Here is a 25,288-nt window from a genome sequence, read left to right as displayed (position 1 = left end):
CCAAACGGCGAGCGAGGGTCAGCCTTGCCCCTTGTTCTGCGCTGCCTTGCGGTCGTTGCGGGCGGCGACAAAGAACAGGATGACGCCGAGGCCGAGCAACGCGCCCATTGCCATTCCCATGGTCTGGCCGACGATCTGCTGGAAATCGGCGGTAACGCGATCCGGATTGGCCATGCCATAGCGGGCGAGGTACCACCAGAGGCCGGCGAGGGCTGCCTCGATGATGAACATCACCAAGATCAGTCGTGCCTTCTTGCTCATGCGTTGTTCGTCCCTGACCAGAGATATCTTGCCTTAGGGCCAGGAGATCGCCGAGTCGATCGAATCTGCATCGAAATAATGTCGATTTGGGAGCGAGGGCGGCCGGCAAAGCAGCACGCGCTCGGCCTCCCCTTGCATGCCGCCAATTCGTCTGCTAGATACTGAACCATATGGTTCAGTATCTTCGCCCCCATCTCGATGCCTCGTTCGCCGCGCTCTCGGACACCACCCGACGCGGCGTTCTGGAGCAGCTCGGACGTTCCGATGCTTCGATCACGGAGCTCGCCGAGAAGTTCCACATGACCCTCACGGGCATGAAGAAGCATGTCGGCGTCTTGGAGCAGGCGGGGCTCGTCACCACGGAAAAGGTCGGGCGCGTGCGGACCTGCAAGCTCGGCCTGCGCCGACTGGAGGAAGAGGCGGCATGGATCGAGAGGTACCGACAGGTCTGGGACGCACGCTTCGACGAGTTGGACAAGGTTGTCGAGGAATTGAAACAGAAGGAGAAAGCCGATGGACAAAAGAAGCGAGATTGAGCCCATGAACAGCCGCACGACGGTCGAACGGAAGTCCGACCGAGAGCTGGTCGTTACGCGAATCGTCAACGGCCCGGCGCGCATCGTGTTCGAGGCGTGGACCAAGCCCGAGCTGTTCAAGCAGTGGTGGGCGCCGAAGTCGATGGGCATGTTCCTGCGTTCCTGCGAGATGGATGTTCGTACCGGTGGCACGTACCGTCTGGCGTTCGGCCACGATGCCTCAAACTCTGACGAGTTCTTCGGCAGGTATGTCGAAGTGATACCGCACTCGCGCATCGTCTGGACCAATGACGAAGGTGGTGAGGTTGGACCCGTCACCACGGTGACCTTCGAGGAAAAGGGTGGCAAGACGCTGCTGGTCCTGTACGAACTCTATCCCTCGAAGGAAGCTCTCGACGCTGCCGGGACAGGGGCGGCGGATGCGATGGGCGAGCAGTTCGAGCAACTGGATGAACTTCTCGTCGCCCTGGGCGCGGGCGGGGGAGGGTCATGAAGTCCACGCATGGAGCAGCGTTGACCGGTCGCTGATCGGACGGCGACAGCATTGTGGGAATCGGCAACATCCAAGGTTGCGGATGGAGATCGCAGTGGTGGAGCTGACCTGGTCTTACTCGTGCCGCAGCGCGTCGATCGGGTCGAGCCTGGCGCCGCGCAGCGCCGGGAAGAAGCCGAACACCATGCCGATCAGCGCCGAAAACCCGACGGCAACCAGGATGACCGCCGGGCTTGGCGCGAACGGTATGGCCAGCGTCGCCGAGGCGAGGCCGGCCAATGCGAGACCGACCAGGATACCGATAATGCCGCCGAGCAGCGACAGCACCGTCGCCTCGACCAGGAACTGGATGAGGATATGTTTTTCATGCGCGCCGATGGCGAGCCGGATGCCGATCTCGCGCGTGCGTTCGGTGACCGAGACCAGCATGATATTCATGATGCCGATGCCGCCGACAAGCAGGCTGACGCCGGCCACGGCGCCGAGCATGCCGGTCATGGTGGTGGTGGCGCTGGCCATGGCGTCGGCGATCTGGGTCATGTCGCGGATCGAGAAATCGTCTTCGCGGTCGGGCGTGATGCGGCGGGTGTCGCGCAGAATATCCTCGACGCGCGGCTGCAATTCGGTGGTCGGCGTGCGGTCGTCGGCGGCGACATAGATGTTGTCGATGTCGCGGTTGCCGGCGATTCGGCGCTGGTAGGCGGCAAGCGGCATCAAGACGACATTGTCCTGGTCCTGGCCGAAGCCGGTATAGCCCTTGGGTTCGAGCAGGCCGATGATCTTGCACGAGGTGCGGTTGACGCGGATGATCTCGCCTTCAGGCTCGCCGGCGCCGAAGAATTGCTGGCGCACGGTCTCGCCGATCAGGCAGACGCCGGTGCCCGAGCGTGTTTCGGAATCGCTGAACGGCCGGCCCGAAACGAGCTTCCAGTCGCGGGCGTCGAGATAGGCGCTGTCGGTGCCGGTGACGCCCGACGTCAGGCTCTCGGTGCCGAAGATGACGCGCACCTGTTTTTGCGAGGCCGGCGAAATGGCGCGTGCCCCGGTCAGATGCGCGACGAGGGCGGCAACATCCTTGTCGGCCAGCGGCCGCACCGCCTGGTCGAGCCCTCCCGGTCCGCCAGTGCCTGCCGGGCGGCCAGAGCGGACGACGAGCAGGTTCGAGCCGAGCTTGGCAATGTCGGACTTGACCTTGGCCGTGGTGCCGGAGCCGATGGTCAGCATGGCGATGACGGCGGCAACGCCGATGACAATGCCGAGCAGCGTCAGGAACGAGCGCAGCACATTGCGGCGGATGGAGCGCAGCGACAGGCGGACGGTTTCCCAGATCATGGTCAGGCCACTTCCAGTTTCGAGGAATCGGAAGCGACGTGGCCATCGAGGAAGCGGATGGTGCGCTCGGCATATTCGGCGACGTCGGCCTCGTGGGTGACCATGGCGATGGTCAGGCCAAGCTCGCGGTTCAGCCGCGTCAACAGCTCCATGATCTCGTGTGTGCGGGCGGTGTCGAGATTGCCGGTCGGCTCGTCGGCGACGAGCAGCGTCGGCGTTGTGACGATGGCGCGCGCGATCGCCACACGCTGCTGCTGGCCGCCGGAGAGCTCGGCTGGCGTATGGTGCTCGCGCCCGACAAGCCCGACCTCGGCCAGCGCCTGCATGGCAAGCTCGCGGCGCTCGCGGGCCGGCGCGCCGCGATAGATCAGCGGCAGCTCGACATTTTCCGCCGCCGTGGTGCGCGGTAGCAGATTGTAGCCCTGGAAGACGAAGCCGATGTAGAGATTGCGCAGCAACGCGCGGCGGTTGCGGTCGAGCCGGCCAGCATCGATGCCCATGAAGGAGTAGGTGCCGGCGGTCGGCGTGTCGAGGCAGCCGATAATGTTCATCGCCGTCGACTTGCCCGAACCCGACGGACCCATGATGGCGACGAATTCGCCGCGCTTGATCGTGAGGTCGACGCCGGCCAGTGCATGCACCTTGGCTTCGCCCTGGCCGTAACTCTTCCAGACCGTGTCGAAACCGATGAGGGCCGCGGCCACGGCGTCAGCTCCGCAGCTGCGAGGCGGTGATCACCTGAGCGCCTTCGTCGAGGCCGGAGGTGATCTCGGTCAGTTCACCGTCGGTGGAGCCGATCTTGACGTTGACAGGATGCGGCCGGCCGTTCTCCAGCACATAGAGTGTGCGTGAGCCGTCGGTGGGCGCCGCCACCTGCTGGCGGCGATTGCCGCCCGGACGGCCCATGCGGCCCGTAAACAGGTCGCTGAGGCTCCAGGCGCGGGCGGCCTGCTGCGCCGGGCGGTAGCGGAAGGCGGTGGACGGCACGGTGAGCACGCCCTTGGCCTGTTTGGTGACGACCGAAACGGTGGCGGTCATGCCGGGCCGCAGCAACAACTCTTCGTTGTTGACCTCGAGCCGCGCATTGTAGGTGACGACGCCGTCGGTGGTGACCGAGGCGTAGGAGATGTCGCCGATCTCGGCATCGAACGGCCGCTCCGGAAAGGCGTCGACGGTGAAGCGCGCATGCTGGCCGGGCTTGACCGCACCGATATCGGCCTCGTCGACCGCCGCCACCAGCTCCATGTTGCGCAAGTCGGCGGCGATGATGAACAGCACCGGCGCCTGTAGCGAGGATGCGACCGTCTGGCCGGGGTCGACCGAGCGCGTCAGCACGATGCCGTCGATCGGGGCGTAGATCGTGCTCTTGGCAAGGTCGGTCTGCTGCGCCTTTAGGTCGGCCTGGGCGATGGCGAGATTGGCCTGCGCACTGTCGAGCGCCGCCTTGGAGCGGTCGCGCGTGGCGGTTGCGGCCTCAAGCGACTGGTCGGTCGCCATGCCGCGCTTGGTCAGTTCGGCGGCGCGCACCAGCGCCTTCTCGTTCTCGGCCAGCGTGACCGTGGCGTCCTCGACATTGGCGGCGGCGGCCTTGGCCGAAGCCTCGGCGCGTTCGATCTGGACCTCGAGTTTCACCGTGTCGAGCGTCGCCAGCACGTCGCCCTTCTTGACCTGCTGGTTCTCCTCGGCCGAGACGGAGCGTATGATGCCGGACAGTTCGCTCGAAATGTCGACCTGGGTGAGGGGCTGCAGCGTGCCGGTTGCCGACACTGCGACGGTGAGATCGGCAATCGTGGCCGGCGTGGTGGTGTAGTCGATCTTGGCGGGAGAGCCGGCATACCATTGGTAGCCGACGAGACCACCGGCAATGGCGATCAGCGCCAGCAGCGCGTAAAGCCAGCCGCGGCGGCGCTTCTTGCGCACGCCGTTGCGGTCAAGTCCGAGCGCCGCCTCGATGGCGGAATCCGATTCCGTCTTTGGCAGATTGACAAGCTGGTCCACGCCGGACCCCTATGAAGCGTAATGTCCCTATAGGTGCACAGATCAGGCTTACTGGTTCGAATATCAAATTAAATTTCGGCCATGTTCGGATTGAGGCGGAAGGTTTTCCAAGATGCAGACGCGCAATTACTTGCTTTACGATGTGTTTACGACCGAACGGCTGGCCGGCAATCCGCTGGCTGTCGTGTTGGACAGCAAGGGGCTGGATACGGCAGCCATGCAGGCCATCGCGCGCGAGTTCAACCTGTCCGAATCGGTCTTCGTGCTGTCGCCGGACAATCCCAAGCACCGCAACCGCATCCGTATTTTCACGCCCGACTATGAAATGCCGTTTGCCGGCCACCCGACCGTCGGCGCGGCGATTGCGCTGGCCGAACTGGCAGGCGAGAGCGACGCCGGCCTCTTCGTGCTGGAGGAGAACATCGGCCCGGTGCGCTGCGCCGTCAGCCGGCACGATGGCGCCACCTTTGCCGAGTTCGATCTGGCGAAGCTGCCGGAACCGTTGAAGCTCGAAGCCGATCCGCAAGCGATTGGTGCGGCCCTTGGCCTCGCGCCGCATGAGATCGGCTTTGAGAATCACCTGGTGTCGTTCTGGTCGGCCGGCGTGCCTTACGTCACCATCCCGGTCGCCAATCTGGAGGCGGCAGCCCGCATCAAGCTCGACAACCAGGCATGGTCGGAACTGGCGCCGCGCAAGAGCGAATGGGCTTTCGCCAGCCCGTACGTCTATTGCCGCCAGACGGTGAACCATGACAGCGCCTTCCATGTCCGCATGATCGTGCCGGGCACGCCGTCCTACGAGGATCCGGCGACCGGGTCGGCGGCAGCGGCCTTTGCCGGCGCCATCATGCATTTCGACACCCCCACCGACGGCATTTCGCAGCTGTGGATCGAGCAGGGGCTGGAGATGGGCCGACCGTCGCGCATCCGTCTCGAACTCACTGTCGAAGGCGGAAAACTGGCGTCGGCGCGCATTGGCGGCCACGCCATCAAGGTGGCGGAAGGCAGACTGTTCGTCTGACCGCCTGCGGCAGTTCAGCTATTTGTCGGGAAATGATTCCGGCAGGGCTGGACAGGACCGGTATCGGCGGCTATATGCCCGCCAACGCCGGTTTTGACCGGTCGAGTGGGTGCGTAGCTCAGTTGGTAGAGCAGCTGACTCTTAATCAGCGGGTCCACAGTTCAATCCTGTGCGCACCCACCAAATTTTTCGAAAAGTTGGTGGAAGACCCTTGGAATGCGGGACGCGTTGACGCGCCTCGGCATGCCTCAATCATGGGGCAGGTTGCCTTGAACTCGGCCGGTGCGCTATTTGGCGAAGGAGGGAAGGCCGCGCTGGATAAAGAAAGGCCCGGAAGCCGAAGCCGCCATCAATTAAAGCCAGTTTGAAACCACGGACTGGTGTCATACCCTAAGCGCGGATTATAATGATCCAGGAAGTTTTCGGCCCTATTTGACGGTCGCGCAACCACGGTGCCTGTCGATTTGCAATCCGGTTTCGCGGTCGGCTTGCTGCCAGCCTTCTTATGAGCTGTAGAACACGAGGTTGTAGCCTGAGCGGTGGCCACCTTTTTCTTCTCTTTCGCAACAGCTGCTCCGGTGGCGGCCAATACTATTGCTACGCCAAAGACAACGAGTTTCATTGAAACGCCCTCACCCTGCACAATCCGTAATGATTGCGCCTGGTCAACGTTACGTCAATCACATTTTGTCGGCAACGACGGCCAATAGTGCCAGTAAAAAGAGCCCACCACAGAAGCTGCGGGCCAATGTTCCCCCAGGTGGGGAATCTTTCAGCGGCCGGGCCGTTTGAACCACCAGCCCGGAATGCCAGTGACCGGCCAGACGATCGTCAGTGAAGGTTCGGGCCGGCGCTCTCCCGACAAATCGCCCTAGCTACTTCTCCGACACACCGGCCTCAGCGAAGCTAGCCATCCTTACATGGCATTCCAGCGCCGAGCGGACGATGTTGACGGCGAGGCAGGCGCCGGAGCCTTCGCCGAGCCGCATGCCGAGGTCGAGCAGCGGCGGCAGACCGAGCGCTTCGAGCAGGCGGCGGTGACCAGATTCGGCTGAGACGTGGGCGGCGATGGTGTGGGCAAGGCCGCTTGGGTGCAGCCTTGCCAAGGGCGCCGCGGCGGCCGTGCAGACGAAGCCGTCGAGCAGCACCGGGACATTGTTGCGACGCGCGGAAAGCGTGGCGCCGAAGATGGCGGCGAGTTCGCGTCCGCCAAGGGCGGCGGCGATCTTCAGCGGGTCGGACAGCGCATCGGCATGGCGCTTGAGGCCGGCTTCGATGGCCGTGACCTTGCGTTTTAACCCGGCATCGTCGACGCCGGTGCCGCGCCCGGTCCATTTTTCCGCGCCGCCGCCGAACAGGCCGGCCGAGATCGCGGCAGCCGGCGTGGTGTTGCCGATGCCCATTTCGCCGAAGCAGACGAGGTCGAGGTCTTTCGTCACAGCGTGATAACCGGCGGAGACGGCAGCGAGGAAGGCCTTCTCGTCCATCGCCGGCGTTTGTGTGAAGTCACCGGTCGGCTGGTCGAGGTCGAGCGGGATGACGTCGAGTTCGGCACCGGCGATGCGAGCCAGCTGGTTGATGGCGGCGCCGCCGCCGGCGAAATTCGCCACCATCTGTACGGTCACTTCCGAGGGGAAGGCAGACACGCCTTGCGCTGTGACACCGTGATTGCCGGCGAAGACGAAGACTTTTACGCGGTCGAGCTTCGGCATGTCGCGGCCCTGCCAGCGCGCCAGCCAGGCGGCGATGGTCTCCAGCCGGCCAAGGCTGCCTTGCGGCTTGGTCAGCGTGTCCTGGCGGCGGGAGACGGCATTGGCGGCCGTGTCGCTGCCGGCAGGCAGGTCGAGGCAAGCGGCGCGCAGTTCATCGAATGATTTGAAGGGCATGGGGAAGCAATCTCCGGAAGTGATTCAGGGGAGGGAAACGGAAGCGACCAGCAGCACTATGATCTCGCCGAGCTGCTGCAGGGCGCCGATCGTGTCACCGGTTTGGCCGCCAATCTGGTTGAGGCAGAGCGCGCGCAAGGCGCTGAACACGAGCGCCAGCAGGATCAGCGCCGCAAACGCACCTCCCAGCCCGAGCGTCAGCAGTGCTGCGGCGCCGAGCACTGCGCCGAGAACAGCGGTTTGCGCCGACACGGTGCCAGCGTCTGCGGACAGGCCGTCGCTGCGCGCCGGCGGTGACAGGTGCATGAAGGCGCCGAGCAGGCCGCGCGAAGCGGCATGGGCGGCGATCAGGGCGAAGAGAACGCTTGTCGGATTGGCGAGTTGCGACAGCGCGCTCCAGCGGATGAGCAGCGACAGGCCAAGCGCCGAAGCGCCATAGGCGCCGATTCGGCTGTCGCGCATGATCTCCAGTTTTTTGTCGCGCGTCTTGCCGCCGCCAAAGCCATCGGCGACATCCGACAGCCCGTCCTCATGCAGGCAGCCGGTGGCGAGCAGCGTTGCGGCAAGGACGAGGGCGGCCGCCGGACCGGCGGCCAGGCCGAGTTTTATCCCAATGGCGTGGACGACGGCGCCAACCACTGCCACGGCGAGGCCGGCGACAGGTGCGGCCCAGATCGCATCGGCAAGGCCGCGGCTGCGAAAGTCGAACACAGGCAGCGGCAGCCGGGTGAAGAAGACGAGGCAGAGCGCGACGTCGTCAAGCGCCTGCCGGGGCGAGGGAACGACGGTCATGCACCCCTCGCAATGGCATGGAAGAAGGTGCCGCTGACACGGCCGCGCCGGTAGCCGGAGGCGCCGAGCGGATTGCCCTGGCCGTCGGCGAGATCGGCCAGCGGCTCGTCATTACCGGTCGCAATCATCTGCGCATAATGGAATTCGTGGCCGCGGATAAGCGCGCCCTGCGCGCCCAGCGGACAGGCGGCGCGCAGCCGCGCTTCGCGGTAGCCGAGGTTCATCTTGCGCTTGGCGAAGCTGGTGGAATGGCCGAGCAGGCCGAGCATGGCGTGTGTCTCGCCGGCCGCATCCTCCAGTGCTTCGCCCAGCACCATGAAGCCGCCGCACTCGCCATGGATGGGCTTTGTTTCGGCGAAACGCGCCATGCCCGCGCGAAAATTCATTGCCGCCGCAAGACGGCCGGCGTGAAGCTCGGGATAGCCGCCGGGCAACCAGCAGACATCGCAATCCGTAGCCGGCGCTTCGTCGGCGAGCGGCGAGAACGGCACGATCTCTGCGCCGGCCTTGCGCCAATAGGCTGCGACATGCGGATAGAGGAAGGTGAAGGCTGCGTCTTCCGCCAGCGCGATGCGCTGGCCGGGCGGCGGCAAGGCATTTTCGAAACTGCCCGGCGCCGGCGAAAAGGGTGCTGCCAGCGCCATGATGGCGTCGAGGTCGAGGGATTTCTCGACCATATCTGCCAAGCGGTCGAGATGCGCCATCAGGTCGGCATACTCACCGGCCTGAACGAGGCCGAGATGGCGCTCCGGCAGGTTGAGCGAGGGGTCGCGCAAGACGCTGCCGACGACCGGCAGGCCGAGCGCTTCGATGGCCTCGCTGCACAGCTTGCGGTGGCGCTCGCTGCCGAGACGGTTGAGCACGACGCCGGCCATGCGCACGTCTGGGTCATAGGTGGCGAAACCCTTGGCGACGGCGGCCGCCGTGGTCGATTGGCCGGAGACATCGAGCACTAGAAGTACCGGCAGATGGTAGAGCCGCGCCAGATCGGCGGCCGAGCCGGTGCGGCCTTGCCCGGCGGGGATGCCGTCGAACAGGCCCATGGCGCTTTCGAGGAAGATGAAATCGGCATCCTCGGTGGCGTTGCCGGCCAGTGCATTGAGCAGGTCGGGCGACATCGCCCAGCTGTCGAGATTGACGCCGGAAAGCCCGGTCGCGGCGGTGTGGAAGCCGGGATCGATATAGTCGGGGCCGGATTTGGCGCCGCGCACCTTGATGCCGCGCCGGGCGAGCGCGCGCAAAATGCCGATAGTGACGCTGGTCTTGCCGGACCCCGAGCGCGGCGCCCCGATGATGATGGCGCGGGTCATGGATTGCCCGCCAATGCCGCGCGCATGGCGACAATGCCGCCGACGACAATCAGCGCCGGCGAGGCGAGCCCGGCCGCCGCCGCGGCCTCGGCGATGGTGGCGAGCGTGGCGACGACGGTTCGCTCCTGCGGCGTCGTCGCCGAAACGATGACCGCCGCCGGCGTCGATGGCGCCAGCCCGCCTTCGAGCAGGGACGCGGCGATGGTGGGAAGATTGGCCATGCCCATATAGATGACCACCGGCTGGCCGGTGCGGGCGATCGCTGCCCAGTCGAGATCGTCATCGGTGCCGGCGGCATGGCCGGTCGCCAGAATTACCGCCTTGTTGATGCCGCGCATGGTGGCCGGGATGCCGGTGGCGGCCAGCGCGCTCAGCCCCGATGTCAGGCCGGGCAGGACGCGAAACGGGATATCTTCCCGCGCCAGCGCCAGTGCCTCTTCGCCGCCACGGCCGAAAATGTAGGGGTCGCCGCCCTTCAGCCTGATGACGCGGCGGCCGTCGCGCGCCAGCCGCACCAGCAAAGCGGTGATGTCGTCCTGCTTCATCGACGGCTTGCCGCCGCGTTTTCCCGCAAAGAACAGCTCGGCTTTGTCCGCGACGGCGACGACATCTGGTGAGACCAGCGCGTCGTAGACCAGCGCATCGGCATCGGCCAAAGCCGCCAGCACTTCCAGGGTCAGGCAGCCTGGATCGCCAGGACCGGCGCCGGCCAGCCAGACATGGCCGGGCTCAAGCGCACGCGGCTTGAAGTTGAGCCGCGACAGCGCCTTTTCGAGCGTGGTGTTTTCGCTTTTGGTCTTGCCGCTCACAGTCCATCCCGTCCGCGAAAACGCCGCTGGTAATGGGCGTCGTATAATGAACTCTCGCCAAAACCTTCCGCCGCCAGCGAAGAGCCAACGAAGATGATCGCCGTGCGCTCCATCGGATCGGCCGCGAGCAGCGCCTCGATGGTGGCCAGCGTGCCGGTCAGCACGCGCTCGTCCGGCCAGGAGGCGCGAAAGACGATCGCCACCGGGCAATCGCCGCCATAGTGCGGCGTCAATTCGGCGACGACGCGGTCGATGGCGTGGATGGCGAGATGAATGGCCAGCGTAGCGCCGGTGCGGCCGAAGCCGGCCAGCGTTTCGCCCGGCGGCATTTTCGAGGCGCGGCCGGAGACTCGGGTCAGCACCAGGCTTTGCCCCACTTCGGGAATGGTCAGTTCGCGACGCAGCGCTGCGGCAGCGGCGGCGAAGGAGGGGACACCCGGCGTCAGTGTGTAAGGGATGCCATGCTTTTCCAGCCGGCGGATCTGCTCGGCCACCGCGCTCCACACCGAGAGATCGCCGGAATGCAGGCGGGCGACATCGTGGCCGGCCTGATGGGCCGCCACATATTCAGCCTCGATCTCGTCGAGCGACATCGGTGCCGTGTCGATCAGTTTTGTCCCGGGCGCACAGTGCTGCAGCAATTCGGGGGCGACGATCGAGCCGGCATGCAGGCAGACCGGGCAGCTTGCGAGCAGCTTGGCGCCCCGCAGTGTGATGAGGTCGGCGGCGCCTGGACCGGCGCCGATGAAATGAACGGTCATGGCGCATCTCCGCTGATGGCGATGGCGCAGGTGACCGGGCCGACCACGGTGCGCGGCCCGAGCAGTTTTGCTCCGGCGCCGGCAACGGCAAGGGCGGAGGCTTCGGAGACGGATGGCGTGCCGGCGAGTTCTTGCGAAAGGTTGCGCGAGGCGGCCCCCTCATCCGGCCCTTCGGGCCACCTTCTCCCCGCTGGGGAGAAGAGGCTGGCGTCGACCCCGGCAATCTCCTCTCCCCCCGGTTCGGTGCCCGCCACATCCACTACTATCACTGGGAGGTTGAGCTCACGGCCTGCAGCGAAAATGGCCTCTTCGTTGCGCTTGAATTCGGTCGTCGCCAGTGCCGACAGCGCCGTCATCGCCAGCCCATGTGCTTCGAGGGCGGTCTCGATCGCTGCCAGCACGTCTTTGACGCTCACGCCCTTGCGGCTGCCGATACCCGCGACCATCATGGTTTCACCCAGCTCCATTGGGTGACCGGCATGGCCGGCCGCCAGGCCTGCATCGAGCCAACAGGGGAAGCGCGGGAGATGGCGATGCGGGTGAGGTCGCCGCCGCGCTTGGTATGCTGGGCGAGGAGCAGAGTTTCCATCTCCAGAGTGACAGCATTTGCGACCAGACGACCGCCGGAACGCAGCGCCTTGATGGCTGCGTTCAAAACACCTGAAACACTGCCGCCACCGCCGATGAAGATCGCGTCCGGCGTGGCCAGCCCGGCCAGTGCCTTGGGTGCGGGCCCTTGCACCACGACGAGGCCGGGCACGCCACAATGCGCGGCGTTGCGGGCGATGCGGGCGGCACGATCGTTGTTGGCCTCGATGGCGATGGCGCGCATCGAGGGATGAGCGAGCATCCATTCGATGCCGATGGAGCCGGAACCGGCACCGATATCCCACAGCAATTCGCCACGCCTTGGCGCCAGCGCCGCAAGCGTGATGGCGCGGATGTCGTGCTTGGTGATCTGGCCGTCATGCTCGAACAGATGATCGGCGCGGCCAATGGTTAGCGGCAGGATGCGCGCTTCCGGGGTCGATTCAAGTTCGAGCGCCAGCACGTTGAGCGGATTGATATCTCCAAGATCGAAAGCGTCGGCTCGGGCGGAACGCTGCTTCTCGTTCGGTCCGCCCAGCGCTTCCAGGACCGTCAGCCGCGAAGCGCCGAAATCGAGCTCGGTGAGCAGGCGCGCGATTGCCGCCGGTGCATCGGCGTCCGATGTCAGCGCCAGGATGCGCGCATTCGGCTGCAGCAACGGCCGGATCAGGTCGAGCGGCCTCCCATGCAGCGACACCATCTCGATGTCCTGCAGCGCCCAGCCAAGCCTCGCGGCGGCCAGCGAAATGGCCGAGGGTGCAGGGATGACATGCATCTTCTGTGGCTCGACCTTGCGGGCAAGAGTAGCGCCAACACCATGGAAGAACGGGTCGCCGGAAGCGAGCACGCAGACACGCCGGCCGGCCAGCGCCAGCACATCGGCCATGCCGGCATCGAAAGGGACCGGCCACGGGCGTTGCTCGCCCTTGGCAAGCGAAGTCACCAGCGCCAGATGCCGTTTGCCGCCGAAGACGATTTCCGCTTCGGCGATCAGCCGCTTGGCCTCGTCGCCGAGACCCGCTAAACCGTCCTCGCCGATGCCGACGATGGTGAGCCATTTTGGTGTTGGCTGATTTTTTGACATGTCGGCGCCGCCCCTCATCCGCCTGCCGGCACCTTCTCCCCGTATAGTGACGGGGAGAAGGGGGAAGCTCCGACGCTGACGCCTCCCTCTCCCCGTTCTTCACGGGCAGAGGGTAAGGGTGAGAGGCAGCGCCGACGCGGTTCAATATGGTGCCCATGAAGAAAGTTCTGATCCTCGGCGGCACAACAGAAGCGCGCCAATTGGCCGGAAAACTGGCGGCGGATTTCCTCGTCACCCTGTCGCTCGCCGGCCGCACCGAAAGCCCGGTCGCGCAAGGTGTGCCGGTGCGCAGCGGCGGCTTTGGCGGCGCCGACGGACTGGCCGCCTATCTCGAGGAAACGCGAACCGACCTGCTGATCGATGCCACGCATCCCTATGCGGCGCGGATTTCCGCCAATGCTGCGGAAGCCGCGCGCCTGAGCGGCGTGCCGATCCTGGCGCTGCGCCGTCCCGGCTGGGAGCCGGTCGAAGGCGACCGCTGGACGCTGGTGGATACGGTGGGCGATGCGGTGCAAGCGCTTGGACCGGCTCCGCGCCGCGCCTTCCTGGCGCTCGGCCGGCAGGAGGTCGCAGCTTTCGAGGCCGCGCCGCAGCACCATTATCTCATCCGCAGCGTCGACACGGTCGAGCCGAAACTGGTGGTGCCGGATGCGACTTACCTGCTGGCGCGTGGGCCATTCCGCGAGGCGGATGAACGCGCGCTGCTCGAGGAGAATCACATCGATGTCGTCGTCTCCAAGAACAGCGGCAGCGAGGCGACCTATGGCAAGATCGCGGCGGCGCGGGCGCTCGGCATCGAGGTGGTCATGGTGCGTAGACCCATCCTGCCGGACGTGCCCTCCGCCAAAACCGTCGATGAGCTTGCCGCGATGATCGATCATGGTCTCGACCCCGTCGCGGAGCGCGGCGTGTAGACCAGCGCCGGCTTGTCGCCGCGCTTGATGATCCTCGTTTCCGGCGAGCCGATGATGATGCAAGTCGCCATGTCGGCCTTTTCGGCGTCGGCATCGGCCAGCAGAAACACCTCGATGCGCTCGTCCGGGCGGCCGGCGGCGCGGCCGAAAATCACCGGCGTGGTGCCGGGCAGGATGGCGGTCAGGCATTCGAAGGCGCGGCCGAGCTGCCACGGGCGCGCCTTGCTGATCGGGTTGTAGAGCGCGATGACGAAGCCGGCGCCGGCTGCTGCCAAAAGGCGCAGTTCGATCAGATCCCACGGCTTCAGATTGTCGGACAGCGAGATGGCGCAGAAATCATGACCGAGCGGCGCGCCGATGCGGGCCGCGACCGCCAGCATGGCGGTGACGCCAGGCACGACGGCGACATCGACCGCGTGCCATTCGGCCGGGCCGGCCTCGATCGCCTCGCAGACGGCCGCCGCCATGGCAAACACGCCAGGATCGCCGCCGGAGACGACAGCGACCTCATGGCCCTCGGCAGCCTTTACCAGCGCGTCCTTGGAGCGGGCGATTTCCTCGCGATTGTCGGAGGCGACGCGGGTCTGGTCAGGGCGCAAGTCGAGCCGGTCGAGGTAAGGCTTGTAGCCATAGAAGAATTTTGCTTCCGCCACGGCGCGGCTGGCTTCAGGCGTGACCTGATCGGCATTGCCGGGTCCGAGGCCAATAACGGTGAGACGGCCGCTCATGGCTTGGCACCCATTCCCATAGCACCAGGCCGGCCGGACCAGCCGGCGACCAGCACGATGGCGAAGTAGGGTGCCTTGTCGTCCGGCTTGTCTGCGAGCCTCATCGAGACGCTGCCGGCCATGGTGCCGCGCTCGACATAGACAGCGCGGGTCAATTTGCCTGTCGCCTCCAGCGCCCGCCTGATCTTGGGCAGGTTGCGGCCGACCTTCATGATAACGGCGGCGTCGGTGTCGGCCAGCCGGCGAGTGAGTTCGAACTCGCTCATCGTTCCGGGCAAAACCGTCAGCACATCGTCGCCCTGGACGATCGGCACACCGGTCTGCGACCAGCATCCGGACATGGCGGTAACGCCGGGGATGACCTCCGTCGGGAAGCGATGGGCGAGGCGCACATGCAGATGCATGTAGGAGCCGTAGAACAGCGGATCACCTTCCGACAGCACCGCCACCATCCGGCCGGCCTCGAGGTGTTCGGCTACCTTTTCGGCCGACTGCTCGTAGAAATCGGTGATCTGCGAGCGGTAGTCGTCGCCGTCCTTGTCAATTTCGGTGGTGACGGGGTAGAGCAGCGGCAGTTCGAGCATGTCCGGGCGGAAGCGCGCCTCGACGATGGCGCGGGCATTGCTGTTGTTGCCGCGCTTGGCGAAATAGGCGACGATATCGGCTTCGGCCAGGACGCGCGCGGCTTTCAGCGTCAGCAGTTCGGGGTCGCCGGGACCGGTGCCGATGCCGACAAGGCGGCCTTTGGGAAGCGCGTTCACAGGCCGGGCCTCGCCAGCGAATTGAGGGCGGCAGCGGTCATCGCGCTGCCGCCGAGACGGCCGCGCACGATGGCGTAAGGCACGCCATAAGAATTCTCGGCCAATGCATCCTTGGATTCGGCCGCGCCGACAAAGCCGACCGGCATGCCGATGATGGCCGCCGGTTTCGGCGCGCCGTCGCGCAGTCTTTCCAGGAGATAGAACAGCGCCGTCGGCGCGTTGCCGATGGCCACAACCGAACCGGCCATGCGTTCGCCCCACAGGTCGATCGCGGCGGCCGAGCGGGTGTTGCCGATATCTTTGGCAATGTCGTGCGTGCGTGGGTCGCGCAGCGTGCAGATCACCTCGTTGCCGACGGGCAGCCGGGCGCGGGTGATGCCATGCGAGACCATTTCCGCATCGCAGAAGATCGGCGCACCGGCCGCCAAGGCGGTACGGGCGGCCACGACGAAGTCAGGTGAGAAAACAAAATGACTTGATGCTTCGACCTGGCCGCAGGCATGGATCATGCGGATGGCGACATCGGCCTCGGCTTCGGAAAAGCGCGACAGGTCGGCCTCGGCGCGGATGATGGCGAAGGAGCGCTCGTAGATTGCGTTGCCGTCATGGATGTAGTCGTAGGCGGCCATGCTCACTTCCTGTCGGTAGGTTTCGGCGATTGCCGCCGGCCCGAGCCTTGTCAGACAAGCGGCGGCGGTTTCGCCCTGAAATCGTGCGCTGCGGATCGCTGCTGCGACGTGACTGATGCCGCGCGCGGCGTCATAGCCCGGCCTGTAGCCCGCAGGAAGGGCCTTTGCCGTCGCGTTCACGACAAGTCCGGCTCCGTTTTCGCCGCCGACGATTGTTAGCGCCGCTGGGCCGGGGTGTGCGCAGCCCTTGGCACAACCGGAAATGTGCAGGGTGAAGTCTAGGATATCGGCGTTTTCGGCGGCGATGGTTTCGGCGATGTCGCGCGTGGCAATCTGGCCGGAGGCGCAGGCAGGGGTGCCGGGGCAGGCGGCAATGCGGGTGCGGGGGTCGGTGGCGGAGGTGACGAAGCCGAGCGCGGTTGCGGTGGTTTGGAGGAGGTGGTTTACGGCTGGTGGTTGGCCGAGGAAGAGCAAGGCGCGGCCGGGGGCGAGGCGAATTTCGGTGGCGCCGAGGGCGAGGGCGCGTTGGGCGAGGGCGATGAGCTTGCCGGCCGGCATGCTGCCGTAGGGGAGGGCTATGCCGAGAGCGTGGTCGGTGCTCAAGTCAAAGAGGCCAATCGGTGGGCAAGAGCGCTCTACGTCGCCCCCCTCTGTCCTGCCGGACATCTCCCCCACCAAGGGGGAGATCAGCAGCTTCGCTGGCGGCTCTTCACTCTCGACGTTGAAGGATGGCGAAAACGGCCGCGACAGCCTAATCTCCCCCCAAGTGGGGGAGATGTCCGGCAGGACAGAGGGGGGCGCGACAGAGTGCCAGCCTGCGAGCGAGGCTAATTGCCTCTCCGACAAATCCCTCGCATGCGCCTCGCGGCCTTTTTCCGCGACCATCCTGAGCGCAGCCACCGCGATATCCCTCGCGGCATCGGCGTCGGCCGTCGCGACCGGCTTCGTGCTTCGACCGTCACCGCCAACCGACACAGCCCACACGACGCCATCGCCGGACCGCACCGCCTTCAGCCTGACATCGGCCGTCACCGCATCCATTGTCAGTTGCCCGCCGCCATCGACGACCACCGACACCTTCGGCCCGAGCCTCGCCGTCAGCCCGGCGTCCTCAACCGCCGCCCTGATCCTTTCAGCCAGAGCCCGCGGATCCACAAGCTCCCGCGGATCGATGCCCGCCAGCGGCCCGGTCTCGACCGGCACGCCGGTGCGCACCGCAATCCCCAGCGCGTCCACCTCCGCCGCCAGCAGGGCTGCGCTTGCCGCCGTCAGCCCGCGGATCTGCAGGCTGCCGCGCGCCGTCACCTCCATGATGCCGTTGCCGTACCGCAGGGCGGATTCGCAGAGCCCGATCAGAAGCTTCGGCGGCAAACCTCCGGCAGATGGGCCTCCAGCAACGGGGTTGAGCCTGACCAGCAGGCCGTCGCCGGTTAGCATCGGCGCCGACAAAGCCGGACAGGCGCCACGCCTTGAGAAGGCGTTCATGCCGCGACCCCGAGCGCCTCGGCCTCGGCGATCAGCGCGGCAAGATCGTCGTCGACGGAATTGCGCAAGGGATGCCAGAGGCCACGTCTGCGCGCCGACAGGAAGCGCTCGGCGATGACTTTTGCGGCAGCGGGGTTTTCGCGCAGGATGAAGGCGCGCACGTCAGGATCGCCGACATAAGCGTCATGCACGGCCTCGATCAGCGCGCCCGAAATGGCGTGCGTGGTTTCGGCAAAGCCGATGAGGCGGTCGACCGTCTCGGCGAATTCGGAAGCGCCGCGCGGGCCGTGGCGCATCTGGCCCGATATAAACCGCGCGTTGACCGCGCGCGCCCGCACCACCCGCGATACGGCTTCGCTCACCGAACGCGGTTTAGGTTTCTGCGGATCCGTCGTGTCGAGCACGATCACGTCGGCATTCCTGCCCAGCGCTGCCAGTGCGGCCGAAAAGCCGCCGATGAAGGCGACATCAGCGGAGCCTTCGAGAATGTCGCGGCCGGGATCGTCGCCGGTGTGGACGAGAAGATCGGCCTCGGCGATGCGGGTTTCGAAAGCGCCGGGGGAGGCGATGCCTTCGCCCTCGGCGCCGCCATAGGTATGCGATGTGGCGTCGAGATAGGCGCGGCCGATCTCTTCGCGCATGCCCCAGTCGCCGCTTGACAACAGGTCCTCGATGCCGGCGCCATAGGTGCCGGGCGAGGTGCCGAAGATGCGCGGGCTGAGCTTGCCGTCGGCGCGGGTTTTGGCGGCGAGCGGATTTTCCGAATCGTCCTCGTCGCGCGCGGCAACGGCGTTAGCGGCGGCATCGATCAGCGCGATCTGGGTCGGGAACATGTCGCGGAACAGGCCTGAAATCCGCCAGGTGACGTCGACACGCGGGCGGCCGAGGGCGGCCGGAGGCAGCACCTCGATGCCGGTGATGCGGCCTGTTGCAGAATCCCATTGCGGCCGGCAGCCCATCAGCGCCAGCCCTTGCGCTATTTCCTCGCCGCCGGTGCGCAGCGACGCCGAGCCCCAGAGGTCGATGACCAGCGAGCGCGGCCAATCGCCATGCGATTGCATGTAGCCGCGCACCACTTCTTCTGCTGCAGCCTTGCCGAGATCATAGGCGGTCGGTGTCGGCATGGTGCGCGGGTCGGAGGTGAAGAGGTTGCGGCCGGTGGGCAGCACATCGGAGCGACCACGCGCCGGCGCGCCGGCCGGACCGGCCTTGACGTGGCGGCCGTCGAGCGCGGCCAGCAGCGCCGACTTCTCGGCAGCAACGCTTTGCAGGCGCATGGCATCTGGTTCGTCGTCGGGTGCTCGGCCGTAGATATGCAGACCGTCCTTGATGGCGAAATCCTTGAGGTCGCAGAGCCAGGCGTCGATGCGACGCAGCGCTTCATCCGGCGCGTCGGTTTTGGCGACGCCGGCTTCGGAGGCAAGGCCGGTCTTTCGCGCGGTGTCGACGATCAGTTTTGCGAGACGGTCGCGGCGGCGGCGATCGAGGCCGTCGGCCTGGGCGTATTCGTCGACCAGCCGCTCGAGTCTGTGCTGTTCTTCGTCCAGTCCCGCGCCGGCCAGCGGCGGCGGCAGATGGCCAAGGGTGACGGCAGCAATGCGCCGTTTGGCTTGTGCTGCTTCGCCCGGATTGGAAACGATGAAGGGATAAATGACCGGCAGCGGGCCGGTGACGATCTCGGGAAAGCAGGCTTGCGACAGCGCGACCGTCTTGCCGGGCAGCCATTCCAACGTGCCGTGGGCGCCGACATGGATGAGAGCATGGATGCCGAGCGATTTGCGCAGCCACAGGCCGAAGGCGATCAGATCGTGACGTGGAGGGAGCGTCGGGTCGTGGTAATCAGCGCGACGGTCGGCCGAGCGGCCGCGGTCGGGGGCAAGTGCGACTGTGATGTTGCCGAAGGTCGCGGCGCGGAAGGGGAAGCCGCTCTTACCCTCCCCCTTGTGGGGAGGGTGGCCCGCAGGGCCGGGTGGGGGTGGTGCACCGCGACCCCCAGCCCGTTTCGCGCCATCCGCTTCGCGAATGTCGCGAACCGACCCTCCCCACAAGGGGGAGGGTGAGGGAGCGCCCCATGCGGCATCGACGACAGCCACAGCTTCAGCAGGCAAATCCCTGGAGAAGTCCAGATACTCTCCCAATCCCAACCCATCATCACTCCGCTCCAGCAAATCCAGCAACGCACGCGGTGTTTGCGGAATCCCTTCAACCGCATAGCCCTGCGCCTTCAGGTCATGCAGCATCGCCAGCACGCTGGATGGCACGTCGAGGCCGACAGCGTAGCCGGTGCGGCCGGGGGCGCTCGGATAGTCGGGAATCAATATCGCCAGCTTGCGCGCCGCGCGAGCCGTCTCCTGCAGGCGAATAAACGCCGCTACCCTATCCGCCACCTGCGCCACGCGATCCGGTTCCGGCCGGTTGGCGAAGGCGCGGTGGCCGAGCGCCGGGTCGGTCTCGCTTTCACCCTTGAAGGAAATCGCGCCGGCAAGGATGCGGCCGTCGAGTTCGGGCAGCACGACATGCATGGCAAGGTCGGCGGGCGCCAGGCCGCGCTGGTTCTTGTCCCAGACGTCGCGGCGAGTGGTGGCGACGATGACCTGGAAGACGGGCACGCCGGCGCGGTCGAACAGGGTTTCCACGCCGGGCTCGGCACCGGAAGCGAAGGCGGTGGCTGTGATGATGGCGGCGGGTTTGAGCGAGGCCAGCGCGGTTTCGACGAAGGCCAGCGAGGTGGCGTCTTTCAGGCTGGAGACGAAGATCGGGACCGGGGTGATGCCGCGCTGGCGGAGTGCATCAAAAAGCGCGTCGATGGGCGCGACATCGGCAGCCAGCAGCATCGAGCGGTAGAAGAGGATGGGGATGATGGGTGCGGGGGGATTGTCGGCGTCGCGTTCCCGCCCACCCCCCTCTGTCCTGCCGGACATCTCCCCCGCAAGGGGGGAGATTGCGCTGTCATCGGCGATTTCGCCAATCTTGGATGGTCCAGACAGATTCTTGTCCAACGGCGCAGAAGAGGGACCGGCTTTGGTGACGGTTGATCTCCCCCCTTGCGGGGGAGATGTCCGGCAGGACAGAGGGGGGTGTGAAGGATCGCCAACGTCGACAACTCCACGCCCCGGCTCATAAAACCCGGCTTTCGGCACCGCGACCGGCTCGGCCGCCGCCACATCCGACCCGGCCAACCCCGCCAGCCGCTGCATCAGCGCGCTCATATTCTCCGGGCCGCCCTCGCGGAAATAATCAAGCAAGGCGTCCAGTTCCTCACGCGGGAGCGTCGAGGCTTCGGTCAGGCGCAGGTCCTCGTCGTGGCCTTCGCCGGGCAGCAGGGCGAGTTTGATGCCCCGCTCACGGGCGATTGCTGCAAGCTGGTCGCAGCCGTAGCGCCACCAGTCGTAGCCGCCGAGGATGCGCACCAAAATCATCTTGGCGTGGCGGGCGACGCTGTCGACCCAGAGGTCGACGGACATGGGGTGGCGCAGATCGCGGAGCGCCGCCAATCGCATCGAGGGCAGGCGGCCGGCATCAGCCTTCCACGCCGCCGCCAGCCCGGCGAGGTCGCTGTCGGTGAAGGACAGCGCCACGATATCCGCCGGCGTCTGCCTGAGATCAACTGGCTCGGCGAGATCGTCGAGCGAGGCGGAGGTCGTGGTGAGTATGTGCATTGCGGCTCGTGGTTTGGGTCAGCCGGCGAGTATACGCTCGATCGCCGGGCGGTTCAGCCCCTTGAGGCCAATGACGACGAGGCGCGAGCGGCGGTCGTCCTCGGCCGTCCAGGCGCGGTCATAGTAATGGTTGACGCGCGGGCCGACGGCCTGCAGCAAAAGCCGCATCGGCTTGCCGCCGACATCGACGAAGCCTTTCACGCGCAGCACATTCTCCTCTTCGGCAATGGTGGTGACGCGCTTTGCCAGTTCGTCGGGATTGACGATCGAGGGAATGTCGACGATGAAGGTGTCGAAGTCGTCGTGCTCGTGGTCGAAAGCGCCGTCATGGTGCGACTTGCGGTTCTCGATATCGTCCTCGACGGCGAGGCCGAGGCCCAGCAGGATCGAGGGATCGACCTTGCCATGCGCGGTCGCCACGATTTTTACGGCGCGGGCGGAGTGTTCGCCGATGATGGCGTTGGCGCGGGCCGACCCGGCTGAATCCATCAAATCGCTCTTCGACAGGATGATCAGGTCGGCGCAGGCGATCTGGTCCTCGAAGACTTCCTCGACTGGATCGTCGTGATCGAGCGTCTCATCCTGAACACGCTGTGCCTGCAGGGCGTCCATGTCGTTGGCGACGCGGCCTTCGGCCAGTGCCGGGCCGTCGACGACGGCGATGACGCCGTCGACCGTCACGCGGCTCTTCACGCTCGGCCACTGGAAAGCCTGGACCAGCGGTTTGGGCAAAGCCAAGCCCGAGGTCTCGATCAGGATGTGGTCGACCTTCGGCGTCAGCGCCAGGATCTGGTCGAGGGCCGGCACGAAATCGTCGGCGACGGTGCAGCAGATGCAGCCATTGGCCAGCTCAACGATGTTCTCCTCAGGGCAGGTGTCGATGCCGCATCCCTTGAGAATCTCGCCGTCGATGCCGATGTCGCCGAACTCGTTGACGATGATGGCAATGCGCTTGCCGCCGGCATTTTCCAGGAGATGGCGGACCAGCGTCGTCTTGCCGGCGCCGAGAAAGCCGGTGACGACGGTGCATGGAACACGGGAGAGATTGCCGGCCGGATTTGGAGCGTTCATGGTCAGTCCTTCAGCATGTCGAGGGGTGGGATGCGGGCAACGAGGCCGCGCTTGAGGCTATCGGGCCGGCCGCGCCAGGGGATGAGGCCGTCCGTCGAGGTGGCGAAGAGCTTGGCGCCGGTAACGAGATCGGCGCCGCTGGTCGCGGTCAGGTCACCGAAGACATAGCTCCAGCAGCTGTCGCGCAGGATCGCAGCGCTGAGCCGACGCTTGCAATTGCCGAGGCATTCGACGGTGCGGACACGGATGTCGCCGGCAGCGGCGCGGCGCGTGTCCTCAGCCAGCAATTCGCCAGCGCGGGGATGGGCGTCTGAGCCGGTCTCGTCGCGGCAGGAGGCGCAGACGATGACGGTCACGCCAGTCAATGCGTCGCTATCGGCGGACGAAACATCCGCTGTGCCAGCCGAAAAACTGCTGTTCTGGTCCAAAAACCGGGCTCCTTGCCCGGAAACCCGCCAGGCGATCGGATATTTTGTCTCAGACGGCAGGTCTCCTGGCTCGCGGGTCATAGCCTTGGTAGCCGCCTTCCCGGTGTTACCCAGTGGCTTTCGGCCTTGGCTCGTCGCTTACAGTTGCGGGGACAGCCGCGGATTTGGGATATTGTCCCGCACCGCATTCCCTCTTGGCCCCAGCCGTTGCGGGCAGGGGACCGTCTACAGCGGATTTAGGCTTTTGCGGGCAGCACTGTCAACGCACGGCTACGACATGGCAATGTCGGCCAAAGGCTGTCCCAAATCGCCAGCCGGCGTCACTTCGATGCGCTCGAGGCCAAGCCAGCCCTGCATCTGCTTCAATTCCTCGAAGAGTTGTGCGGCGGTCTCAGGTGGCGCTTTGGGTTCGGCATAAGCCGCGTGGACGCGCAGCACGCTGGCGGGACGGTCGGCTTTGAGGTCGACGCGCCCCACGATCCGGTCGCCGAGCAGGAATGGCAGCACGTAATAGCCGTATTGCCGCTTGTCGGCAGGCGTGTAGATCTCGATGCGGTAGCGGAAATCGAACAGACGCTCGCTGCGCGAACGCTCGAAGACGACGGGGTCGAACGGCGCCAGCAAGGCGCGGGCTTCGATTTTTCGCGGCAGGCGGGCGTCCTTGTGGAGGTAAGCCGGCTTGTCCCAGCCTTCGACGCGCACCGGCAAAAGCTCGCCCGTCTCGACCAACTCCTCCAGCCGGCCCTTCATGTCGGCCGGCGACAGGCGGAAATAGTCGCGCAAATCGCCAGATGTCGCGATGCCGTGGGCGCGGGCGGAAATGCGCAGCAACTCGCGGTGCGCGTCCTTGGCGGCCGGCACCGGCAGATCGAGGACCGCCTGAGGCAGCACGCGCTCGGGCAGGTCGTAGAAGCGCTCGAAGCCGCGACGGTAGGCCGTGGTGATACGGCCGGCCCAGAAGAGCCACTCGAAGGCATGCTTGGCATGGCTCCAGCCCCACCAGCCGCCCGAGCCCTTCTGGCCTTCGAGCGCCGAAGCGGCGATCGGACCGCGCTCGGCGACCGCGCGGTAGATCTCCTCAATATAGGCGGCGTGTTCGCGGCCCCATTTGGCGAGGCCGAGATACATTTCGTCGCCGCTCTCGGCGCGCTGCATGCGCCAGCGCATCAGCGGCCAGGTTTCGACCGGCAGGAACGAGGCCTCATGCGCCCAATATTCGAACACCGTGCGCTTGCGGGTGACCGCGGCATTGTCGAGCAAAGCCAGCGGGTAGGGGCCAAGGCGCGAATAGAGCGGCATATAGTGGGCGCGCACCACGGCGCTGACGGAATCGATCTGCAGCAGGCCGGTGCGCGAGAGCACCCGGGCGAGGTGGCGGCGGTCGGGTGTGCCGCCCGGGCGGGGGTCGGTAAAACCCTGCGCGGCCAGTGCGATCCGCCTGGCCGTGGCGAGCGATATTTTGTCCTTCATCAAGATGCCTTTGCCTGGTCCTGTTCGCGCATTTTTAGCCGGTGATTCCGACCATGCTAGCAGGCGAATGGCGGGAGATATGTCAGGAGACAAAAGTGGAGTAAAAGGTGAAGGAAATCAAACAGGAGCGGATCGGACCAGTTTTTCCCGACCTGCCGTCCAGCACTGCGTTTTGAACAAGGTTTGACTTGCTTCGCCGAAAGCCCTGCGCTAACCCTCGCCGCGTTGCAGCATAGGCACCTAAAACGGTTCAGCGGTTAAACTGTCACGCTTCCGCATTAGGGTTGGTTGCTGTAATCAAAGTGGATTGGCCGCCAACGGAAAGCCGCAGCATGAACGCACTGCTCAGTTCGTACCTGCCCATCGTCCTGTTCATCGCCGTGGCGGCGGTCGTCGGCCTGGCGCTTATCATAGCGCCGTTCCTGGTGGCCTACCGCAGTCCCGACCCGGAAAAGCTTTCCGCTTATGAGTGCGGCTTTAACTCTTTCGATGATGCCCGCATGAAATTCGACATCCGCTTCTACCTGGTGTCGATCCTGTTCATCATCTTCGATCTGGAAGTGGCCTTCCTGTTCCCGTGGGCGGTGTCGTTCTCGAAGATCGGCATGCTCGGTTTCTGGTCGATGATGGTGTTTTTGGCGGTGCTGACCATCGGCTTCGCCTATGAATGGAAAAAAGGAGCGCTGGAATGGGATTGAACGACAGTTCCGGCACACTCGTCGCGCCGAAGCCCAAGGGCCTGATCGACCCCAATACCGGACGTCCGGTCGGTTCTGACGACCCGTTCTTCCTCGAGATCAACAATGAACTCGCCGACAAGGGGTTTCTGGTCACCTCGACCGAGGCGCTGATCACCTGGGCGCGCAGCGGCTCGCTGATGTTCATGACCTTCGGTCTGGCCTGCTGCGCCGTCGAGATGATCCACACCTCGATGCCGCGCTACGATTCGGAGCGGTTCGGCGTTGCGCCGCGCGCATCTCCGCGCCAGTCCGACATCATGATCGTCGCGGGAACGCTGACCAACAAGATGGCCCCGGCGCTGCGCAAGGTCTACGACCAGATGCCGGAGCCGCGCTACGTCATCTCGATGGGCTCCTGCGCCAACGGCGGCGGCTACTACCACTATTCCTATTCGGTGGTGCGCGGCTGCGACCGCATCGTGCCGGTCGACATCTATGTCCCCGGCTGCCCGCCGAGCGCCGAAGCGCTGCTCTACGGCATTCTTCTCTTGCAGAAGAAGATTCGCCGCACTGGCACGATCGAACGGTAAAT

Annotated in this window: 25 protein-coding genes, 1 tRNA gene, 1 pseudogene and 1 riboswitch; of the genes and pseudogenes, 7 read left to right on the top strand and 20 right to left on the bottom strand. The window is 65.7% G+C overall.

The window, feature by feature from the left end; all coding sequences use genetic code 11:
* Positions 1-18: 18 nt before the first annotated feature.
* Positions 19-261: a hypothetical protein gene (locus AC04SG_RS08980; protein ID WP_352559246.1), complete on the bottom strand. Its 243-nt coding sequence runs from the start codon at positions 259-261 to the stop codon at positions 19-21.
* Between the two features lie 170 nt (positions 262-431).
* On the opposite strand from AC04SG_RS08980, the gene AC04SG_RS08975 reads away from it, so the two are divergent.
* Positions 432-797 (top strand): ArsR/SmtB family transcription factor, encoded by a 366-nt coding sequence (locus AC04SG_RS08975; protein ID WP_488550738.1) that lies wholly within the window; start codon positions 432-434, stop codon positions 795-797.
* Positions 775-1,290, top strand: a complete 516-nt coding sequence (locus AC04SG_RS08970; RefSeq protein ID WP_488550737.1) for an SRPBCC domain-containing protein — start codon at positions 775-777, stop codon at positions 1,288-1,290. Before AC04SG_RS08975 ends, AC04SG_RS08970 begins: the two co-directional genes overlap by 23 nt.
* A gap of 114 nt (positions 1,291-1,404) precedes the next feature.
* Here AC04SG_RS08970 and AC04SG_RS08965 read toward each other — a convergent pair whose 3' ends face one another.
* The 3 genes from AC04SG_RS08965 to AC04SG_RS08955 are packed head-to-tail and all read right to left on the bottom strand — an operon-like array spanning position 1,405 to position 4,620.
* Positions 1,405-2,622 carry an ABC transporter permease gene (locus tag AC04SG_RS08965; protein ID WP_488550736.1) on the bottom strand — a complete coding sequence of 406 codons (1,218 nt, stop codon included), beginning with the start codon at positions 2,620-2,622 and terminating at the stop codon, positions 1,405-1,407.
* 2 nt (positions 2,623-2,624) lie between these two features.
* The gene (locus AC04SG_RS08960) at positions 2,625-3,326 is read right to left on the bottom strand and encodes an ABC transporter ATP-binding protein (protein WP_192257979.1); all 702 of its coding nucleotides are present in this window, start codon (positions 3,324-3,326) and stop codon (positions 2,625-2,627) included.
* Between the two features lie 4 nt (positions 3,327-3,330).
* Positions 3,331-4,620 (bottom strand): efflux RND transporter periplasmic adaptor subunit, encoded by a 1,290-nt coding sequence (locus tag AC04SG_RS08955; protein ID WP_488550735.1) that lies wholly within the window; start codon positions 4,618-4,620, stop codon positions 3,331-3,333.
* A 112-nt stretch (positions 4,621-4,732) separates the two neighbouring features.
* On the opposite strand from AC04SG_RS08955, the gene AC04SG_RS08950 reads away from it, so the two are divergent.
* Together AC04SG_RS08950 and AC04SG_RS08945 are read left to right on the top strand one after the other, a co-directional pair.
* Positions 4,733-5,641, top strand: coding sequence for a PhzF family phenazine biosynthesis protein (locus AC04SG_RS08950; RefSeq protein ID WP_488550734.1), 909 nt, complete (start codon positions 4,733-4,735; stop codon positions 5,639-5,641).
* Positions 5,642-5,748: 107 nt separating this feature from the next.
* Positions 5,749-5,824 (top strand) — tRNA-Lys (locus AC04SG_RS08945).
* 166 nt (positions 5,825-5,990) lie between these two features.
* Here the strand turns inward: AC04SG_RS08945 and AC04SG_RS08940 are convergent.
* From AC04SG_RS08940 to cbiE, 8 genes are all read right to left on the bottom strand, one after another.
* Positions 5,991-6,263 (bottom strand): hypothetical protein, encoded by a 273-nt coding sequence (locus tag AC04SG_RS08940; RefSeq protein ID WP_155922523.1) that lies wholly within the window; start codon positions 6,261-6,263, stop codon positions 5,991-5,993.
* Positions 6,264-6,516: 253 nt separating this feature from the next.
* A complete protein-coding gene (gene cobT, locus AC04SG_RS08935) occupies positions 6,517-7,527 on the bottom strand; it encodes a nicotinate-nucleotide--dimethylbenzimidazole phosphoribosyltransferase (RefSeq protein WP_488550733.1) in 1,011 nt (336 codons plus the stop codon).
* A gap of 24 nt (positions 7,528-7,551) precedes the next feature.
* On the bottom strand, positions 7,552-8,319 hold the full coding sequence (gene cobS, locus AC04SG_RS08930) for an adenosylcobinamide-GDP ribazoletransferase (protein WP_488550732.1): 768 nt from the start codon (positions 8,317-8,319) through the stop codon (positions 7,552-7,554).
* Positions 8,316-9,629, bottom strand: a complete 1,314-nt coding sequence (locus AC04SG_RS08925) for a cobyrinic acid a,c-diamide synthase CobB (RefSeq protein WP_488550731.1) — start codon at positions 9,627-9,629, stop codon at positions 8,316-8,318. Before AC04SG_RS08925 ends, cobS begins: the two co-directional genes overlap by 4 nt.
* On the bottom strand, positions 9,626-10,438 hold the full coding sequence (gene cobA / locus AC04SG_RS08920) for a uroporphyrinogen-III C-methyltransferase (protein ID WP_488550730.1): 813 nt from the start codon (positions 10,436-10,438) through the stop codon (positions 9,626-9,628). Before cobA ends, AC04SG_RS08925 begins: the two co-directional genes overlap by 4 nt.
* Positions 10,435-11,199, bottom strand: coding sequence for a precorrin-4 C(11)-methyltransferase (gene cobM, locus AC04SG_RS08915; protein WP_488550729.1), 765 nt, complete (start codon positions 11,197-11,199; stop codon positions 10,435-10,437). The genes cobA and cobM overlap by 4 nt, the downstream gene beginning before the upstream one ends.
* A complete protein-coding gene (locus tag AC04SG_RS08910; protein WP_488550858.1) occupies positions 11,196-11,648 on the bottom strand; it encodes a cobalamin biosynthesis protein in 453 nt (150 codons plus the stop codon). The genes cobM and AC04SG_RS08910 overlap by 4 nt, the downstream gene beginning before the upstream one ends.
* Positions 11,645-12,871, bottom strand: a complete 1,227-nt coding sequence (cbiE, locus tag AC04SG_RS08905; protein ID WP_488550728.1) for a precorrin-6y C5,15-methyltransferase (decarboxylating) subunit CbiE — start codon at positions 12,869-12,871, stop codon at positions 11,645-11,647. The genes AC04SG_RS08910 and cbiE overlap by 4 nt, the downstream gene beginning before the upstream one ends.
* A gap of 155 nt (positions 12,872-13,026) precedes the next feature.
* Between cbiE and AC04SG_RS08900 the strand changes: the two genes are divergently transcribed.
* Positions 13,027-13,785: a cobalt-precorrin-6A reductase gene (locus AC04SG_RS08900; protein ID WP_488550727.1), complete on the top strand. Its 759-nt coding sequence runs from the start codon at positions 13,027-13,029 to the stop codon at positions 13,783-13,785.
* Here AC04SG_RS08900 and AC04SG_RS08895 read toward each other — a convergent pair.
* From AC04SG_RS08895 to AC04SG_RS08860, 8 genes and pseudogenes are all read right to left on the bottom strand, one after another.
* Positions 13,749-14,513, bottom strand: a complete 765-nt coding sequence (locus AC04SG_RS08895; RefSeq protein WP_488550726.1) for a precorrin-3B C(17)-methyltransferase — start codon at positions 14,511-14,513, stop codon at positions 13,749-13,751. The genes AC04SG_RS08900 and AC04SG_RS08895 overlap by 37 nt on opposite strands.
* Positions 14,510-15,274: a precorrin-2 C(20)-methyltransferase gene (locus tag AC04SG_RS08890; RefSeq protein ID WP_488550725.1), complete on the bottom strand. Its 765-nt coding sequence runs from the start codon at positions 15,272-15,274 to the stop codon at positions 14,510-14,512. The genes AC04SG_RS08895 and AC04SG_RS08890 overlap by 4 nt, the downstream gene beginning before the upstream one ends.
* Positions 15,271-15,903 carry a precorrin-8X methylmutase gene (locus tag AC04SG_RS08885; RefSeq protein WP_488550857.1) on the bottom strand — a complete coding sequence of 211 codons (633 nt, stop codon included), beginning with the start codon at positions 15,901-15,903 and terminating at the stop codon, positions 15,271-15,273. Before AC04SG_RS08885 ends, AC04SG_RS08890 begins: the two co-directional genes overlap by 4 nt.
* A gap of 9 nt (positions 15,904-15,912) precedes the next feature.
* Positions 15,913-17,388, bottom strand: a pseudogene (gene cobG, locus AC04SG_RS08880) (precorrin-3B synthase); the annotation flags it as partial.
* Positions 17,385-21,047, bottom strand: coding sequence for a cobaltochelatase subunit CobN (gene cobN / locus AC04SG_RS08875; protein ID WP_488550724.1), 3,663 nt, complete (start codon positions 21,045-21,047; stop codon positions 17,385-17,387). The pseudogene cobG and the gene cobN, both read right to left, overlap by 4 nt.
* Positions 21,048-21,065: 18 nt before the next feature.
* Positions 21,066-22,118 carry a cobalamin biosynthesis protein CobW gene (gene cobW / locus AC04SG_RS08870; RefSeq protein ID WP_488550723.1) on the bottom strand — a complete coding sequence of 351 codons (1,053 nt, stop codon included), beginning with the start codon at positions 22,116-22,118 and terminating at the stop codon, positions 21,066-21,068.
* A 2-nt stretch (positions 22,119-22,120) separates the two neighbouring features.
* On the bottom strand, positions 22,121-22,546 hold the full coding sequence (locus AC04SG_RS08865; RefSeq protein WP_488550722.1) for a DUF1636 family protein: 426 nt from the start codon (positions 22,544-22,546) through the stop codon (positions 22,121-22,123).
* A 38-nt stretch (positions 22,547-22,584) separates the two neighbouring features.
* A riboswitch (cobalamin riboswitch) is annotated at positions 22,585-22,787 on the bottom strand.
* A 29-nt stretch (positions 22,788-22,816) separates the two neighbouring features.
* A complete protein-coding gene (locus AC04SG_RS08860) occupies positions 22,817-24,016 on the bottom strand; it encodes a winged helix-turn-helix domain-containing protein (RefSeq protein WP_488550721.1) in 1,200 nt (399 codons plus the stop codon).
* 332 nt (positions 24,017-24,348) lie between these two features.
* On the opposite strand from AC04SG_RS08860, the gene AC04SG_RS08855 reads away from it, so the two are divergent.
* Positions 24,349-24,714: an NADH-quinone oxidoreductase subunit A gene (locus tag AC04SG_RS08855; protein WP_112565102.1), complete on the top strand. Its 366-nt coding sequence runs from the start codon at positions 24,349-24,351 to the stop codon at positions 24,712-24,714.
* Positions 24,705-25,286: a NuoB/complex I 20 kDa subunit family protein gene (locus tag AC04SG_RS08850; RefSeq protein ID WP_023670824.1), complete on the top strand. Its 582-nt coding sequence runs from the start codon at positions 24,705-24,707 to the stop codon at positions 25,284-25,286. Before AC04SG_RS08855 ends, AC04SG_RS08850 begins: the two co-directional genes overlap by 10 nt.
* The last annotated feature ends 2 nt before the right edge of the window (positions 25,287-25,288 follow it).

This window comes from Mesorhizobium sp. CNPSo 4684, assembly GCF_057784315.1.
The sequence above is the reverse complement of the archived record's forward strand: the minus strand, read 5'-3'. Positions and strand labels throughout refer to the sequence as shown.